Below are 16658 nucleotides of genomic sequence, written 5' to 3'. Positions count from 1 at the left end.
CGGTCTTCCTCGAAGATCAGTCTTCGTCGACGAGCCGGGCGAGCCGGATTCGGTTGATCTTGCCCAGCTCGGTGCGGACGATCTCCCGCTCCTGCTCGGGCGCGTTGCCGATCCGTTCCTTGACCGCGTCGCGCATCTGCTCCCCGGTCCGTCCGGTGGCGCAGATCAGGAAGACGTGGCCGAACTTCTCCTGGTAGGCGAGGTTCAGTTCCAGCATCTCCGCCTTGAGTTCCTCGGAGGCGCCGGCCATGCCGCGCTGCTCCCGGGACGAGGTCGGGTCGCCGGGCTTGGGGCGGCCGATGGGCGGGTGGCCGGCCATCGCCTCGGCCAGGTCCTGCGCACTCAGCTCGGCCATGGCGGCGTCACTGGTGGCGTAGAGAGCGTCGGCGGTGGCGTAGGGGCGGGCGCCCAGCAGCCGGTTCGCCCAGGCCGTGGAGGCGCACGCCTCGTGGAGAGCGGCGTGGGCCGCGTGCTCCTCCAGGGCGTTGAACCGGGCCAGGCCCGGGGGCGTGGAATTCGACGTCACGGGAGCCTCCGTGGCCGCGAAGGGCCTTCGTACTGAACGGGCGTGCCGTTAGCTAACGCCCTACGACGACGAGACGTCAACACTTTGTTGAAAATTCGCGGTAACGAAACCGAGCGGGCCCGTCAGGGGTATTTCGCCCGATTCGGGCCGCTCAGGGGTTCTTCTCCCGGTTCAGGTAGTTGTAGACGGTGAAGCGACTCACCCCGAGCGCGCTCGCCACGGTCTCCACTCCATGCCGCACGGAGAAGGCGCCGCGCGCCTCGAGTATCCGTACGACCTCCTGCTTGGCCTTGCGGTCCAGGTCGGCCAGCGGCTTGCCCTTCCTGCGCTCCATGGCGACCAGGATGTGATCCAGCGAGTCGGCCAGCTGCGGCAGGCGCACGGCGACGACGTCGGCACCCTCCCAGGAGAGCACGACATCCTCGGGTCCCGCCTCGTCCGGCGGGAGAATCTCGCCGCCCATGGCGTCGACCAGCGGCTTCACGGCCGCGATGAAGGGCTCGTCGCCGGTGCCGGTCACGCGTCACCCTCCCCGACCACATTGACCTGGAGCGAGATCCGGGTGGCACCGGCCTCCAGGCTCTTGCGCAGCAGGGCGTCCACGGCGGTGAGCACGGTGTCGGCACCGCCCTCCGCCGTGTTCCCGAACGGGCCGACGTCCACCTCGTCGAGCTCGGCCGCCTCGATGACCTCGCGGGCCGCCAGCGCATGCGCGGGTGCCTCGTCGAGGTCGAAGGGCTCGGTCGTGAACTCCACTCTCAATCGCACGCGGTCAACCTAACGCGCGGTGACGCTTTCCGCCGACCCCTCTTGACAAGCTTCGACACACGACGGCAATCTTCCAGTAAGCAGAAAATATCTTCCGCAATACGGAATCTCGACACGGAAGGGAGCGCCGGCGACATGGGATTCGCAGAGCAGCGCTTCAACGTCAACCTGTCGATCCTCTTCACGGAACTCCCGCTCCTGGAGCGCCCCGCGGCCGCCGCCGCGGCCGGCTTCTCCGCGGTCGAGCTGTGGTGGCCCTGGATCGACTCCCCCACCCCCGAGCAGTCCGAGCTCGATGCCCTGAAGAAGGCGATCGATGACGCGGGTGTCCAGCTCACCGGCTTGAACTTCTACGCCGGTCAGCTGCCCGGCCCCGACCGTGGCGCCCTGTCGGTCCCGGGCGAGGAGTCGGAGAGGTTCCGCGCGAACATCGACGTGGCGGCGGACTTCGCGGCCTCCCTCGGCTGCCGGGCGCTCAACGCCCTGTACGGCAACCGCGTCGAGGGCGTGGACCCGGCCGAGCAGGACGCGCTCGCGCTGGAGAACCTGGTCCTCGCGGCGCGGGCGGCCGACCGGATCGGCGCGATCCTGCTCATCGAGACCCTGAACAAGCCGGAGTCGCCGCTGTACCCGCTGGTGACCGCACCGGCCGGGGTCGGCGTCGTGGACAGGGTCAACGAGGCGACTGGTCTCGGCAACGCCAAGTTCCTCATGGACCTCTACCACCTGTCCATGAACGGCGAGGACCTGCCGTCGGTGATCGAGCAGTACGCCTCGAGGACCGGCCATGTGCAGATCGCCGACAACCCGGGCCGCGGCGCCCCGGGCACGGGGACGCTGCCGCTGGAGGAGCTGCTCGACCAGCTGAAGAAGGCCGGTTACGAGGGCTGGGTCGGCCTGGAGTACAAGCCGGGCGACCGCCCGAGCGCGGAGGCCTTCGGCTGGCTGCCGGTGGAGCAGCGCGCCGCCCGCTGACGGCACCGTCACTGGGGGCTGCCGCCCCCAGACCCCCGCTTCGGCCCTGAACGGGCCTCGTCCTCAAACGCCGGACGGGCTGGATTTCACCGACCGGCGCCGAGAAGTGCCGTACCGGCGCCAATCCGCAGACGTACCACCGCAGTTCAGAGAGGTACCCCATCATGAGCACCCTCCCCAACGTCGCCTGGATCGGCCTCGGCATCATGGGCTCCCCCATGTCCGAGAACCTGATCAAGGCGGGTTACGACGTCACCGGCTTCACCCTGGAGCAGGACAAGCTGCACCGCCTGGCCGCCGCCGGTGGCACGGTCGCCGGTTCGATCGCCGAGGCCGTGAAGGACGCCGACGTCGTCATCACGATGGTGCCGGCCTCCCCGCACGTCGAGGCCATCTCCTACGGCCCCGACGGCATCCTGGAGAACGCGAAGTCCGGCGCGCTGCTGATCGACATGTCGTCGATCACCCCGCAGACCTCGGTCGACCTGGCGAAGGCCGCCAATGACAAGGGCATCCGCGTCCTGGACGCCCCCGTGTCCGGCGGCGAGGCAGGCGCCATCGAGGCCGTACTGTCGATCATGGTCGGTGGCGAGCAGGCCGACTTCGCCGAGGCGAAGCCGATCTTCGATGCTCTCGGCAAGACCATCGTGCTGTGCGGTCCGCACGGCTCGGGTCAGACCGTGAAGGCCGCCAACCAGCTGATCGTCGCCGTGAACATCCAGGCGTGCGCCGAGGCCGTGGTCTTCCTGGAGAAGTCCGGCGTGGACCTGCAGGCGGCGCTGGACGTCCTCAACGGCGGCCTCGCGGGCTCGACCGTGCTGACGCGGAAGAAGGACAACTTCCTGAACCGGGACTTCAAGCCCGGCTTCCGTATCGACCTGCACCACAAGGACATGGGCATCGTGACGGACGCCGCCCGCAACGTGGGCGCCGCACTTCCGGTCGGTGCCGTGGTCGCCCAGCTGGTCGCGTCCCTGCGTGCGCAGGGCGACGGCGGGCTGGACCACTCGGCCCTGCTGCGGGCCGTGGAGCGCCTGTCCGGCGCCCAGGTCTGATCCGGGCCCGCCCCACACTTCCGGGCCGCGGCGCCGCTGACACCTGTCCTGTCGCGCCCAGGCGTCGCCGCGGCCCGGAATCACCTTCAACAAACCGTTGATTCCATTCAACAAACTGTTGACGCCCGTTCGCCCCACTTCTAGGCTCCACAAAGCGGAAACAGTTTTCCGCTGACACCCGCACGGAAGGTCCACGATGTCGAAGCGCGTGCTCACCACCGAGTCCGGCGCCCCGGTCGCCGACAACCAGAACTCAGCCTCCGCCGGCGTCGGCGGCCCGCTCCTGCTCCAGGACCAGCACCTGCTGGAGAAGCTGGCGCGCTTCAACCGCGAGCGCATTCCGGAGCGCGTGGTGCACGCCCGTGGCTCCGGCGCGTACGGCCACTTCGAGGTGACCGACGACGTCACCGGCTTCACCCACGCCGACTTCCTGAGCACGGTGGGCAAGCGGACCGAGGTGTTCCTGCGCTTCTCGACCGTGGCCGACAGCCTCGGCGGGGCGGACGCGGTCCGCGACCCGCGCGGTTTCGCCCTCAAGTTCTATACGGCGGAGGGCAATTACGACCTCGTCGGGAACAACACCCCGGTGTTCTTCATCAAGGACCCGATCAAGTTCCCCGACTTCATCCACTCGCAGAAGCGCGACCCGTTCACGGGCAAGCAGGAGCCGGACAACGTCTGGGACTTCTGGGCGCACGCCCCCGAGGCCACGCACCAGGTGACCTGGCTGATGGGCGACCGCGGCATCCCGGCGTCGTACCGCCACATGAACGGCTACGGCTCGCACACCTACCAGTGGACGAACGCCGAGGGCGAGGCCTTCTTCGTCAAGTACCACTTCAAGACCAACCAGGGCATCCGCTGCCTGAGCGCCGAGCAGGGCGCCGAGCTCGCGGGCAAGGACGCCAACTCCCACCAGACCGACCTGCTGCAGGCGATCGAGCGGGGCGTGCACCCGTCGTGGACGCTCTACGTCCAGCTCATGCCGGCGGCCGAGGCGGCCGACTACCGCTTCAACCCGTTCGACCTCACCAAGGTGTGGCCGCACAAGGACTACCCGCTGCAGCGCGTGGGCCGGCTGGTGCTTGACCGCAACCCGGACAACGTCTTCGCCGAGGTCGAGCAGGCCGCGTTCTCCCCGAACAACTTCGTCCCGGGCATCGGCCCCTCCCCCGACAAAATGCTCCAGGGCCGCCTGTTCGCCTACGCGGACGCCCACCGCTACCGTCTGGGCGTCAACCACACCCTGCTGGCCGTGAACGCCCCGAAGGCGACGACCGCGCAGAACTACGGCCGCGACGGCCTCATGGCGACCAATTCCCAGGGCCGCGGGGCGAAGAACTACGAGCCGAACTCCTACGACGGCCCGGTCGAGACCGGCCGCCCGCTGTCGGCCCCGCTCGCGGTGACCGGCCACACGGGCACCCACGAGGCGCCTCTGCACACCAAGGACGACCACTTCTTCCAGGCCGGCGAGCTGTACCGCCTGATGTCCGCCGAGGAGAAGTCCCGCCTGATCGCGAACATCGCCGGTGGCCTGTCCCAGGTCTCCCGCGACGACGTGATCGAGAAGAACCTGGCCCACTTCCACGCCGCCGACCCGGAGTACGGCAAGCGCGTGGAGGAGGCGGTCCGCGCCCTGCGCGAGGACTGAACCCCAAGGCTGCGTCCGTCTCCTGACGGGAGGTCATGAGACGGACGCATCGCCCGCATCGACGCCGAGCGACCCGGATGAGGGGTGGTCGCCCGGCACTGGCGCGGGCAACACGAGGACCGCGGCGGCGTGCGAGCCAGTGCGGTGGTAAAGGTCCCGGTCTCCTTCTTCGACCTGAGGGGAGGAGCACCCGGTTCCGTCGCAACCGCCGCGGTCCCGAACCCCCTCCAGACCCCGTCCGGCGGCGCGAACGTCCTGTCGCGCCCAGCCTCGCACCGTCGGACGGCCACAACCGGATATCTCACCGGCCGAAGAGCGCCGGGCACGGACGGTCCTGTGCCCGGCGCTCTTCGGCGTCCTCCCGGGATGCGGAAACGGCGTCCTCCGGGGTGCGGAAGCGGCCCGGCCGCAGGACGCTGAAGGCATGGCAGCACATCCGACCGAGCATCCGCACGTCGTGGTGCACCCACCGGCCCTGGACGGCTCCAGGCGGGTCACCGAGGGCGACGACACCCTGGGCATCGCCACGCACGTGGACGACGTGAGCGAGATCCTGCGCCTCGCCGACCTGTACGTCACCGACGTGGCGGAGAGCGACCTCATCGAGTGGCAGGGCGGCGGCCCCGACGATTGGCCGGGGCTGTCGGAGCACCACGAGGAGTAGGTGCCGCGTACACCAGCGGCCGTACGCCGGCTACGGAATCCTCAGACGAACCTCTGAACAGGCGCCAGGAGGCTTCAACCGCCCCCTCGCGCGGGCACATTCTCGTCACGCGGTGCCCGCCGGCACGGGGGCGGCGGGCATCGCACCGGGACATGCGAAAGGGGCGGCCCGGCCTTTCGGCCGGACCGCCCCTCGCTGATCGGTCGCGTCAGACCTTCAGCGTCCTGATCGACGTCGGCGAGTGACCCGGCTCCGTCGCGATCTCCTCGAACTCGACGACGTTGCTGATGTCGTTCGTGGTCGACATGGAGATGTTGGTGACGCGTTCCAGGATCGCCTCGACGACCACCGGGACCTGGTACTCCTGCGCGAGCTTCTTGGCCTGCTCGAGGGCGGCGCCCAGTTCGCTCGGGTCGGTCACGCGGATCGCCTTGCAGCCGAGGCCCTCGGCGACCTTGACGTGGTCGACGCCGTAGACGCCCAGCTCGGGCGAGTTGATGTTCTCGAACTCCAGGTTGACCTGGAAGTCGATCTCGAACGCCCGCTGCGCCTGACGGATCAGGCCCAGGTAGGAGTTGTTCACCAGGACATGGACGTACGGGATCCTGTGCTGCGCGCCGACCGCCAGCTCCTCGATCATGAACTGGAAGTCGTAGTCGCCGGACAGGGCGACGACCTGCGCCTCGGGGTCGGCCTTCGCCACGCCCAGCGCCGCCGGGATCGTCCAGCCGAGCGGGCCCGCCTGGCCGCAGTTGATCCAGTGCCGCGGCTTGAAGACGTGCAGCATCTGGGCGCCCGCGATCTGCGAGAGGCCGATGGTGGAGACGTACCGGGTCTCCGGGCCGAAGGCCTTGTTCATCTCCTCGTAGACGCGCTGCGGCTTGATCGGGATGTTGTCGAAGTGCGTACGGCGCTGGAGGGTCGCCTTTCGCTCCTGCGCGGACGCGGCCCAGTCGGAGCGGTCCGGCAGCTTGCCGGCGGCCTTCAGCTCCTTGGCCACCTCGACGAACAGCTCCAGGGCGGCCTTCGCGTCCGACGCGATGCCGTAGTCCGGCGCGAAGATCTTGCCGATCTGGGTGGGCTCGACGTCGACGTGGACGAACTTGCGCCCGGCCGTATAGACGTCCAGTTTGCCGGTGTGGCGGTTGGCCCAGCGGTTGCCGATGCCGAGGACGAAGTCGGATTCCAGGAAGGTCGCGTTGCCGTAGCGGTGCGAGGTCTGCAGGCCCACCATGCCGGCGTTCAGCTCGTGGTCGTCGGGCAGCAGGCCCCAGCCCATCAGGGTCGGAACGACCGGCGTGCCCGTCAGCTCGGCGAACTCGACGAGGAGTTCGGCGGCGTCGGCGTTGATGACACCGCCGCCCGCGACGATCAGCGGCCGCTCGGACGCGTTCAGCAGCCCGATCGCCTTCTCGATCTGGGCGCGGGTCGCGGCCGGCTTGTAGACCGGGAGGGGCTCGTAGGTCTCCGGGTCGAACTCGATCTCCGTCATCTGGACGTCGATCGGCAGGTCGATGAGGACCGGGCCGGGACGGCCGGAGCGCATCAGGTGGAAGGCCTGCTGGAAGACTCCCGGGACCTGGGCGGCCTCCAGCACGGTCACCGCCATTTTCGTGACCGGCTTGGCGATCGAGGCGATGTCGACGGCCTGGAAGTCCTCTTTGTGGATCACGGCGGTCGGCGCCTGGCCCGTGATGCACAGGATCGGGATGGAGTCACCGATCGCGGAGTACAGGCCGGTGATCATGTCGGTGCCGGCGGGGCCTGACGTGCCGATGCAGACGCCGATGTTGCCGGCGTGCGTGCGCGTGTAGCCCTCCGCCATGTGCGAGGCGCCCTCCACATGGCGGGCGAGGGTGTGGTTGATCCCGCCGGAGGCCTTGAGCGCCGCGTAGAAGGGGTTGATCGCCGCGCCCGGCACGCCGAACGCGTTGCTGACGCCCTCGCGCTTGAGGATCTCGACTGCCGCTCGGGCAGCGGTCATACGTGCCATTGAGTACTCCTGCTTCGGCTGTCGGATTCGCACTCCCGTCGCGCCCCGCGGTGAGCAATTCCGTGACGATGTTGTTCCGCCTTGCGATTTCCACATTGCGGAAACTGTTTTCTACTATCTGGAAGCAATGTAAGTGGGTGGCTGAGGAGCGTCAAGAGGCGAAGACCGTCAACGGGCGGACAACCGGGCACCACGTGGAGGACGATGGGAGCGCTGTCCCGATGCGAGGTCGTCCTGGAGTGGGCCATGTCCGAGAGCGTGTCGGTGCGCTGCCCGGCCTGCCGGCGCGAGCATCTCTACGAGGCACCCGCCTATCCGTGCGCGTGCGGGGCGCCCGTCACGCCGGAGCTCGATCCGCACGGGACCCCGACCGCCGTCGCCCATCGGGCCTGGGACGACGAATGGATCGGCGTGCGCTGCGGGGCGTGCGGCCAGGAGAGCCATTGGCCACGTCCGGAGGTGGGGTGCCCCTGCGGGACGACGGTGCGGGTGCCGGTGGCGGAGGCGGGAGCCGACACGGCGGCGGCGCGGCGGGAGACGCCGCCCGCGGCGCGCCGCGCCTTTCAGCCCGTCACGATCCGCACCGCCCGTGACGCGGTCACCGCGGCCGCCGTCTATCTGCGGTGGCTCGGCTACCGGGACATCCGCCGTGCCGACCAGCGGCCCGCGTCAGGGGTCGGCATCGCCGCCCACGGGCTGCTCGCGCAGGTCGACCCGACGGTCAGCCCGGCCTCGCTGCGTGACGTGGAGTGCCTGTGGCTGACCGCCATGTCCGAGTCCGCGGCCTGCGTCTACTTCTCCCTGGCCGGATACGCCCCCGACGCCCGCGTCCGCGCCGACGGCCTGGGCGTCCCCCTCTTCGTCCTCGACCTGACGGGGACGCCCCAGCCGGTCAACGGCCTCGCCGACGAACTGGACGCGACGGGCGCCCGGTAATCCGCTCGCGCCCGACACCGCCGGCGACGGAGACTCGGCCCATGCGCATCCGCCCCGCGACCTCCGACGACCTCCCCGTCCTCCAGGACATCGAGCGCGCGGCAGGAGCCGCCTTCCACGACCTGGACATGGCGGCGATCGCCGACGACGAGCCGCCCACCCTGGACGTCCTGGAGCACTACCGCCGGGCGGGCCGCGCCTGGATCGCGTGCGACGCGGGTGACCACCCCGTCGGCTATCTGATCTGCGAGCCCGTCGACGGCGCCCTGCACATCGAGCAGGTCTCGGTCCACCCGGCCGTCGCCCGCCGGGGCGTGGGCCGCGCCCTCCTCGCGTACGCCGCCGACCGCGCACACGAGCAGGACCTCACCGCCCTCACCCTGACCACGTTCACCGACGTCCCGTGGAACGGGCCGTACTACGCCCGCCTTGGCTTTCGGGCACTGGACGAGGCCGAACTCACCCCGGGGCTACGGAAGATCCGCGCCCATGAGGCGGAGCTCGGCCTCGACCGCTGGCCCCGTGTCTGCATGCGGTGGGCCCTGGACGACCGGTAGAACGACCGCCTGCTCGACGCGGTCAGCCGCCGCTTTCCGCGTACGTCTCCCGCAACTCCACCTTCCGCACCTTCCCGGACACCGTCATCGGGAACGACTCGAGGATCCGCAGCCGGCTGGGGATCTTGTAGTGCGCGAGCTGCCCGTCGCAGAAGGCCCGCAGCTCCTCCAGTGTCAGCGGATCGGCCGTGTCGCGCGGGATGACGCAGGCCAGTACCTCCTCGCCGTACCGCTCGTGGGGCACTCCGACGACCTGGACGTCGGCGATCTTGGGGTGGCCGTAGAGGAACTCCTCGATCTCGCGCGGGTAGATGTTCTCGCCGCCCCGGATGATCATGTCCTTGATCCGGCCGACGATCTCGACGTAGCCGTTCTCGCGCATCGTCGCGAGGTCGCCCGTGTGCATCCAGCGGCCCGCGTCGACGGCCTCGGCGGTCTTCTCGGGCTCGTTCCAGTAGCCGAGCATCACGCTGTAGCCGCGGGTGCACAGCTCGCCCGCCGTGCCGCGGGGCCGGGTCACGCCGGTGGCCGGGTCGACGATCTTCACCTCGATGTGCGGCAGCACGCGCCCCACCGTGGCCGTACGGTGTTCGAGGTCGTCGTCCCGTCGGGTCTGGAGGGACACCGGGGACGTCTCGGTCATGCCGTAGCAGATGGAGACCTCCGCCATGTGCATCTCGGCGACGACCCGCTTCATCACCTCCACCGGGCAGGGCGAGCCCGCCATGATGCCGGTGCGCAGGGAGGAGAGGTCGTACGACGCGAAGTCGGGGAGGTTCAGCTCCGCGATGAACATGGTCGGGACGCCGTACAGGGACGTACAGCGCTCCTGCTGGACGGCCTCCAGCGTGGCCTTCGGGTCGAAGGACGCGGCCGGGATCACCATGCAGGCGCCGTGCGAGGTGGCGGCCAGGTTGCCCATGACCATGCCGAAGCAGTGGTAGAAGGGCACCGGGACGCAGATCCGGTCCTGCTCGGTGTACGCGATCAACTCCCCCACGAAATAGCCGTTGTTGAGGATGTTGTGGTGGGAGAGGGTGGCCCCCTTGGGGAAGCCCGTCGTGCCCGACGTGTACTGGATGTTGATCGGGTCGTCGCAGGACAGTTCCTCGAACGGGGCAGGCGTCCCCCGCGCGATCAGCGCCTCCCAGCTCGGGTCCCCGATGTAGACGGTCTCCCGCAGCTGCGGGCACTTTCCGCGCACCTGTTCGACCATCGCCCGGTAGTCGCTCGTCCTGTGGCTCAGGGACGCGAAGAGGAGTGAGATGCCCGCCTGGTTGAGGACGTACTCGACCTCATGGGTGCGGTAGGCGGGGTTGATGTTCACCATGATCGCGCCGATGCGGGCGGTGGCGTACTGGACCAGGACCCATTCGGGACAGTTGACGGCCCAGATGCCGACCCGGTCGCCCTTGGCGACACCGCTCGCGAGCAGCGCGTACGCCAGCTCGTCGACGTCGGCGGCGAACCGGGCGTAAGTCCAGCGCCGTCCGGACGGCACGTCGACCAGCGCCTCCCGGTCCGGCCACGCGGCGACCGCCCGGTCCAGGTTGGCCCCGATCGTGTCGCCGAGCAGGACGGTGTCGCTCGTCCCGTGGGTGTAGGACAGCTCCGAACTCACCGGAAGTCCTCCTCGCGGTACTCGGCATCGGAACCGGCCGCCGTGGCCTCGCGCAGCTCGATGCGGCGGATCTTGCCGGAGACGGTCTTGGGCAGGGGCGCGAACTCCAGGCGGCGGATGCGCTTGTAAGGCGCCAGGACCTCCCGTGAGTGCTCGAAGAGCACCTTGGCCGTGTCGGGGCCGGGCTCCCAGCCCTCCGCGAGGACGACGTACGCCTTCGGCACCGCGAGCCGCAGCTCGTCCGGCGCGGGCACGACGGCCGCCTCGGCCACCGCCTCGTGTTCCAGCAGGGCGCTCTCCAGCTCGAAGGGACTGATCTTGTAGTCCGACGCCTTGAAGACGTCGTCCGCGCGGCCGACGTAGGTGATGTAGCCGTCGGCGTCCCGGGAGCCGATGTCGCCGGTTCGGTAGTAGCCGCCGGCCATCGCCTCCGAGGTGCGGTCCGCGTCGCCGTGGTAGCCGGTCATCACGCCGACGGGACGGGCGGACAGGTCGAGCGCGATCTCGCCCTCGGGGGCGCCGGGCGCGCCCGAGACCGGGTCGAGGAGTTCCACGCGGAAGCCGGGGCTGGGGCGTCCCATGGAGCCCGTCTTCAGAGGCTGGCCGGGGCTGTTGGAGACCTGGACCGCGGTCTCGGTCTGCCCGAAGCCGTCCCGGATGGTCACGCCCCACGCCTCGCGGACCCGCTCGATGACCTCGGGATTGAGCGGCTCACCGGCGGCGACGACCTCGCGCGGGCGGGTGCGCAGGACGCTCAGGTCGGCCTGGATGAGCATGCGCCAGACGGTCGGCGGGGCACAGAAGGTGGTGACGCCGGCGCGGTCCATCTCCGCCATCAGGCGGGCCGGGTCGAAGCGCGTGTAGTTGTGGATGAAGACGGTCGCCTCCGCGTTCCACGGCGCGAAGAGGTTGGACCAGGCGTGCTTGGCCCAGCCGGGCGAGGAGATGTTCAGGTGCACGTCGCCGGGCTTGAGGCCGATCCAGTACATGGTGGCCAGGTGCCCGATCGGATACGAGGTGTGGGTGTGCTCGACCAGCTTGGGGTGGGCGGTGGTGCCGGAGGTGAAGTAGAGCATCAGCGGATCGTCGGCCGCCGTAGGCCCGTCGGGGGTGAAGTCGGCCGGGCCGGAGTACGCGTCCTCGTACGTCTGCCAGCCCTCGCGGGCGCCGCCGACACTGATGCGCGTGTAGCGGCCGGGCACCTCGTCGAACTTGCCGGTGTCCTCGGCCCGCACGAGCACATGCCGCACGCGTCCGCGCTCCACCCGGTCGCGCAGGTCGGCGGGGCCCAGCAGCGGGGTGGCCGGGATGACGACCGCGCGCAGCTTCATGGCGGCGAGGGCGGTCTCCCACAGCTCGGCCTGGTTGCCGAGCATCACGAGGACGCGGTCCTCGGCACGGACGCCGCGCGCCCGCAGCCAGCTCGCGACGCGGTCGGAGCGCTCGGCCATCTCGGCGAAGGACAGGCGGACCTCGCTGCCGTCCTCCTCGACGATGTGCAGCGCGGTGCGGTCGTTTCCGTCCGCGATGACGTCGAACCAGTCGAGCGCCCAGTTGAACCGCTCGGGCCGGGGCCAGGTGAAGCCCTCGTAGGCGGTCGTGTAGTCCTCGCGGTGCTCGAGCAGGAAGTCCCGCGCACTGCGGAACCCCTCCGTCCCCGTCGTCATCTGTCCTCCTGGTTACCGGAACCTTGCCGGGCGGCCCTCTGCCATCGTGTAATCCGTGACGTGGGTCTCACTACCCCCGAACGGGGGTGTGCGCTCGGAAAAGCCGCAGGAAAGGGCGAGCAGGTGGCAGTGGACGCGGCCGCATCGGTGGAGATAAGGGGCGCGCTGCTGCGCCTGCGCCGCTCGACCGGGCTGCCGGTCGCCTTCGGCGGCCTGGTGGAACCCGGGCGTCCGCGCGTGCGCATCAGCGAACTGAACGGCACGGCCACCGAGTCCCTGAGCAGGCTCGCGGTGACCGCCGGCAACGGCCTGGGAGGCAAGGCGGTGGCCCTGGCCCGCCCGTGCGCGGTCACGGACTACTCCGCCTCACGGCAGATCACCCACGAGTACGACGCCGCCGTCGCCGTGGAGGGACTGCGTTCGGTGCTGGCGGTCCCGGTCGTCGTACGACGCCGGGTGCGCGGAGTCCTGTACGGCGCCCTGCGCACCGCCCAGCCCTTGGGCGACCGCACGCTGGCGGCGGCCGTGGAGGCGGCACGGGACGTCGAGCAGGCGCTGGTGGTGCGGGACGAGGTGCGGGGGCTGCTGGAGGCGGCACGGGCCCGGACGGCGCCGGTGGAGACGCCCCCGTTCGACCGGGGCGCCGACTGGGAGCAGGTCCGCGAGGCCCACGCGGCGCTGCGGGCTTTGGCCCCGCGCATCGGCGACCCGGCCCTGCGCGCGGAACTGCTGGACGCCTGCGGCCTGCTGGCGGAGGGCCCGGTGCGTGCGCCGAGCGGCGTGCGGCTGGCCCCGCGCGAACTGGACGTGCTGGCGTGCGTGGCCGCCGGCTCGACGAACGCGGTCGCCGGCGAGCGGCTCGGACTGCGGGTGGAGACGGTCAGGAGCTATCTCCGGTCGGCCATGCGGAAGCTGGGCACCCACACACGCGGGGAGGCGGTGGTCGCGGCACGCCGGGCGGGGTTGCTTCCGTAGGCCTGCGGGCTGCCTGTCACGGGCCGTGGGTTGCCCGTCGTGGGCCGGTCCACCCCGACGACCCTCCATTCATTCATCCGCGCTTTGAATTTCCCTATGCCCGTCGCTGTTATTTGCCTCACCATGTCGTCGGTCCGAAATTCAAAGACCTGTTGCCTAATATTGGCCCGAACACGACACACGGAGGGGAGCGGTGACCGTGCGACGGGACTTCAAGGAGCCTGCCGGCTGCCGCCCCGACCAGGTCATCGGCAGGGAGGAGCTGTTCACGGCGGCGCGTGAGCAGCTCGCGCGGGGCGGCAGCGTGCTGCTTCACGGACCTGCCGGAATTGGGAAGTCGACGGTCCTGCGGGCTTTGGCCGGGGAATACGGGGGCGCGGCACGCACCGTGTTGCGCTGCTCGCCCACGGAGTCGGAATCCCATCTTCCCTTCCTCGCCCTGGCCGACCTCCTCGGCCTGGTCCTGGACGAGGTGTCCGAGCGGCTGCCCGCCGCACAGCGCACCGCCCTGGAGTCGGCCCTCACCGGCCGCGGCGAGTCCACCCTCCAGCGCGACGGTCTCGCCCTGCGCCTGGCCGTGCTGTCCACCCTGCGCGCCCTCGCCGACACCGGGCCCGTCCTCGTCGTCGCCGACGACCTCCAGTGGCTCGACCCGGCCAGCGCCGAACTCCTCGGTTTCGCCGCCCGGCGCCTCGGCGACACCCCCGTGCGGATGCTGTGCGCGGTGCGGACCGAGGGCGAGGAGTACGACCGCCAGCTACGCGCGTCTCCGCCGGACACCCTCGCCGTCCGGCTGGGCCCGCTCTCCCGGGCCCAGCTGTCCGCCCTGCTGGATCACCGCGGTTACACCGGCCTGCCCCGCTCCACGGTCCGCGACATCCACCGCACCAGCGGCGGCAACGCCCTGTTCGCCCTCGAACTGGGCCGCGCCCTGGCCGAGAACCCCACGCCGCCCCGCCCCGGCGAACCCCTGCCGGTACCCACCTCGCTGCGCGCCCTGGTGCTGAACCGTCTGGAGATGCTGTCGGAGGAAGCCCGCCGCACCCTGCTCGTGGCGAGCGCGGGCGCCCGCCCCACGCTGGCCCTGCTGCACGCGGCCGGCCGGGACAACGCCGAGTCCGAGACCGCCCAGGCCGCCGAACTCGGGCTGCTGGCCACCGAACCCGAGGGTCCCGCCGTACGGTTCGCGCATCCGATGATCTCGGCCGCGCTGTACGCGGAGGCGCCCGCGCAGGACCGCCGGGCCGCGCACGCGGCGCTGTCCACGGCCGCGTCGGACCCGATCGAACGCGCCCGGCACCTGGCCCTCGCGACCCATGGCACCGACCCGGAGGTCGCCGCCCGGCTCGCCGAGGCCGCGGCCCTGGCCCGGGACCGGGGAGCGCCGTCGGTGGCCGCGCAGTTGGGGCTGCTCGCCGCCCGGCACACTCCGGCGGACGGCACCCCGGGCCCGGAAGTGATGCGCCTGGCCGCCGCCGAGGACGCGATCACCGCCGGGGAACTGGACCTCGCCCGGGACATCGCCCGTGAGGTGCTCAGCCGCACGACCGTGCCCGAGGACCGGGTGCGGGCCTGGATCATCGTGATCGACACGGCGGGCCACGCGATGACGGAGGTCGACGCGATCTTCCCGCAGGCCCTGGCCGACGCCGGCGACGACCCGCGGCTGCTCGCCCTGGTCCACTACCAGCTCACCTGGCGGGCGCTGCTCGTGGAGGGCGACTTCGACGAGGCCCGCGGCGAGGCGGCGTACTCGGCCGAGCTGGCCGCGCGGGCCGGCGACCGGTACACCGAGCTGATGGCGCTCGCCTTCCAGGCCCAGATCGAGACCCTCATGGGCCACCCGGACGCCCCCGCGACCATCAGGCGCGCGCTGGAGGAGCCCCAGGACCCGAGGGTGGCGTGCCATCACAACGGCGCCGGCTACTCCCGGTTCCGCTGGCTGATCATGAGCGACCAGCTGGCCGAGGCGCGCGCCACGGTGACCGCCCTGCTGCGGGAGGTACGGCGGCGCGGGTCGGTCGAGAGCGAGGTGCACTTCCTGCGCGGGGTGGCCGAGACCGAACTGCACTCCGGGCACTGCGGACGCGCCCTCGACCTGGCCCGCGAGAGCCTGCGGATGGCCCGGGACACCGGGATCGGCGAGGTGGCCTCCGCCGTCCTGACCTCGCTCGCGGAGGCCGCGGGCGGGGAGGTGGACCGGGCGCTGGAGCTGGCGCGGGAAGCGGTGGCGCACGCCGAGGAGGACGGCGACCAGATGTACGTGTCGCGAGCCCTGGCCGCCCTGGGGCACGCCCAGTTGGTGGCCGGGGACGTCGCGGCGGCGGTGCGTTCGCTGCGCCGGGTGCGGGAGGTGGAGCAGGGCCTCGGCATCACCGACCCGGCGCGCGGCCGGTGGCACGGCGACCTGGCCGAGGCCCTGGTGCGCAGCGGTGAGATCGCGGAGGCCCAGGACGTCATCGACGGCACACGCGAGATCGCGCTGCGGCTGGACCGGGAGGGCGTACTGGCCGTACTGGACCGGGCCGAGGCGCTGATCCGCGCGGTCCGGGGCGAACACGACGCCGCCGCGGCTCAGTTGACGTCGGCTCAGGACCGGCTCGGCAAGCTGGGCTACAGCCTGGAGGAGGCCCGCGCCGCCTTCGCCCTGGCCCAGCTGCGCTCCGGCGCCGGCCCGGCGTCGTACGACGAGGCGGCGCGGCTGTTCCGCCGCTGCCGGGCCCTGCCCTGGCTGCGGCAGGTCGAGGTGGCCGCAGCCACGCGGCCCGCGGAGGCGGCCCCGGCCCCCGCCGCCGCCCCGGACGGGCTCGACGGCCTGGACGGGCTCGCCTCGATGGAGCGTCAGGTCGCCGCGCTCGTCATGGAGGGCGCGACCAACCGGGAGATCGCCGCGCGCCTTTTCATCAGCGTCAAGACCGTCGAAGCGACGCTCACCCGCGTCTATCGCAAGCTGGGGATCCGATCGCGGGTCGACATCGTCAGACTGGCGGCGGGGCGCCGCAAGACCTGAGGTCGGGGCGCCGTACGACGTGGGATCTCGGCGCCGTACGAGGTGAGTTCACCCGTCTTTGTCGGTGCGTGCGGGTTTATCGAGGCGGACCGAGGGTTTTCCCTGCCCAACTCCCTTAGGGGGTTCCCTCATTGGGAAGGGAAACTTCCGGGACCTACCTTGAGTTCGTGCCGCTCGCTCGGGCACACGGGGATCGGTCCCACGGCCCCCGTGCACACCCCCCACACCCGCGCGACCCCCCACCGGCAACACCCCAA

Annotated in this window: 14 protein-coding genes; 8 read left to right on the top strand and 6 right to left on the bottom strand. The window is 71.0% G+C overall.

What is annotated here, in order from left to right:
- Positions 1–16: 16 nt before the first annotated feature.
- The 3 genes from uraD to ACWGDB_RS14025 form a co-directional block, all read right to left on the bottom strand.
- Entirely contained in the window at positions 17–526 is a 510-nt protein-coding gene (gene uraD, locus ACWGDB_RS14035) for a 2-oxo-4-hydroxy-4-carboxy-5-ureidoimidazoline decarboxylase (protein WP_453822659.1), read from the bottom strand.
- A gap of 151 nt (positions 527–677) precedes the next feature.
- Positions 678–1046: a helix-turn-helix domain-containing protein gene (locus ACWGDB_RS14030; RefSeq protein ID WP_328421640.1), complete on the bottom strand. Its 369-nt coding sequence runs from the start codon at positions 1044–1046 to the stop codon at positions 678–680.
- On the bottom strand, positions 1043–1294 hold the full coding sequence (locus ACWGDB_RS14025; protein WP_328421642.1) for a hypothetical protein: 252 nt from the start codon (positions 1292–1294) through the stop codon (positions 1043–1045). Before ACWGDB_RS14025 ends, ACWGDB_RS14030 begins: the two co-directional genes overlap by 4 nt.
- Before the next feature lie 135 nt (positions 1295–1429).
- Between ACWGDB_RS14025 and ACWGDB_RS14020 the strand changes: the two genes are divergently transcribed.
- The 4 genes from ACWGDB_RS14020 (at position 1430) to ACWGDB_RS14005 (ending at position 5642) form a co-directional block, all read left to right on the top strand.
- Positions 1430–2269 carry a TIM barrel protein gene (locus ACWGDB_RS14020; protein WP_453822658.1) on the top strand — a complete coding sequence of 280 codons (840 nt, stop codon included), beginning with the start codon at positions 1430–1432 and terminating at the stop codon, positions 2267–2269.
- A gap of 164 nt (positions 2270–2433) precedes the next feature.
- The gene (locus ACWGDB_RS14015) at positions 2434–3324 is read left to right on the top strand and encodes a 2-hydroxy-3-oxopropionate reductase (protein ID WP_453822657.1); all 891 of its coding nucleotides are present in this window, start codon (positions 2434–2436) and stop codon (positions 3322–3324) included.
- 196 nt (positions 3325–3520) lie between these two features.
- Positions 3521–4978, top strand: coding sequence for a catalase (locus ACWGDB_RS14010; RefSeq protein ID WP_453822656.1), 1458 nt, complete (start codon positions 3521–3523; stop codon positions 4976–4978).
- A gap of 424 nt (positions 4979–5402) precedes the next feature.
- Positions 5403–5642: a hypothetical protein gene (locus ACWGDB_RS14005; protein WP_453822655.1), complete on the top strand. Its 240-nt coding sequence runs from the start codon at positions 5403–5405 to the stop codon at positions 5640–5642.
- 208 nt (positions 5643–5850) lie between these two features.
- Here the strand turns inward: ACWGDB_RS14005 and gcl are convergent, their stop codons facing one another.
- Positions 5851–7635 (bottom strand): glyoxylate carboligase, encoded by a 1785-nt coding sequence (gcl, locus tag ACWGDB_RS14000; protein ID WP_453822654.1) that lies wholly within the window; start codon positions 7633–7635, stop codon positions 5851–5853.
- 246 nt (positions 7636–7881) lie between these two features.
- Here gcl and ACWGDB_RS13995 point away from each other — a divergent pair, with 246 nt between their 5' ends.
- The gene (locus ACWGDB_RS13995) at positions 7882–8571 is read left to right on the top strand and encodes a hypothetical protein (protein ID WP_453822653.1); all 690 of its coding nucleotides are present in this window, start codon (positions 7882–7884) and stop codon (positions 8569–8571) included.
- Between the two features lie 41 nt (positions 8572–8612).
- Entirely contained in the window at positions 8613–9128 is a 516-nt protein-coding gene (locus tag ACWGDB_RS13990) for a GNAT family N-acetyltransferase (protein ID WP_453822652.1), read from the top strand.
- Between the two features lie 22 nt (positions 9129–9150).
- Here the strand turns inward: ACWGDB_RS13990 and ACWGDB_RS13985 are convergent, their stop codons facing one another.
- Both ACWGDB_RS13985 and ACWGDB_RS13980 read right to left on the bottom strand, forming a co-directional pair.
- A complete protein-coding gene (locus ACWGDB_RS13985) occupies positions 9151–10749 on the bottom strand; it encodes an AMP-binding protein (protein WP_453822651.1) in 1599 nt (532 codons plus the stop codon).
- Positions 10746–12416 carry an AMP-binding protein gene (locus ACWGDB_RS13980; RefSeq protein ID WP_453822650.1) on the bottom strand — a complete coding sequence of 557 codons (1671 nt, stop codon included), beginning with the start codon at positions 12414–12416 and terminating at the stop codon, positions 10746–10748. Before ACWGDB_RS13980 ends, ACWGDB_RS13985 begins: the two co-directional genes overlap by 4 nt.
- 129 nt (positions 12417–12545) lie before the next feature.
- Here ACWGDB_RS13980 and ACWGDB_RS13975 point away from each other — a divergent pair, with 129 nt between their 5' ends.
- Both ACWGDB_RS13975 and ACWGDB_RS13970 read left to right on the top strand, forming a co-directional pair.
- Complete coding sequence (locus tag ACWGDB_RS13975) at positions 12546–13391, top strand: response regulator transcription factor (RefSeq protein ID WP_453822817.1); 846 nt, start codon at positions 12546–12548, stop codon at positions 13389–13391.
- 193 nt (positions 13392–13584) lie between these two features.
- A complete protein-coding gene (locus ACWGDB_RS13970; protein ID WP_453822649.1) occupies positions 13585–16401 on the top strand; it encodes an AAA family ATPase in 2817 nt (938 codons plus the stop codon).
- Positions 16402–16658 lie beyond the last annotated feature (257 nt).

It is taken from the genome of Streptomyces sp. NPDC055013 (assembly GCF_053608645.1).
This window is presented reverse-complemented; position numbering and strand designations above follow the sequence as displayed.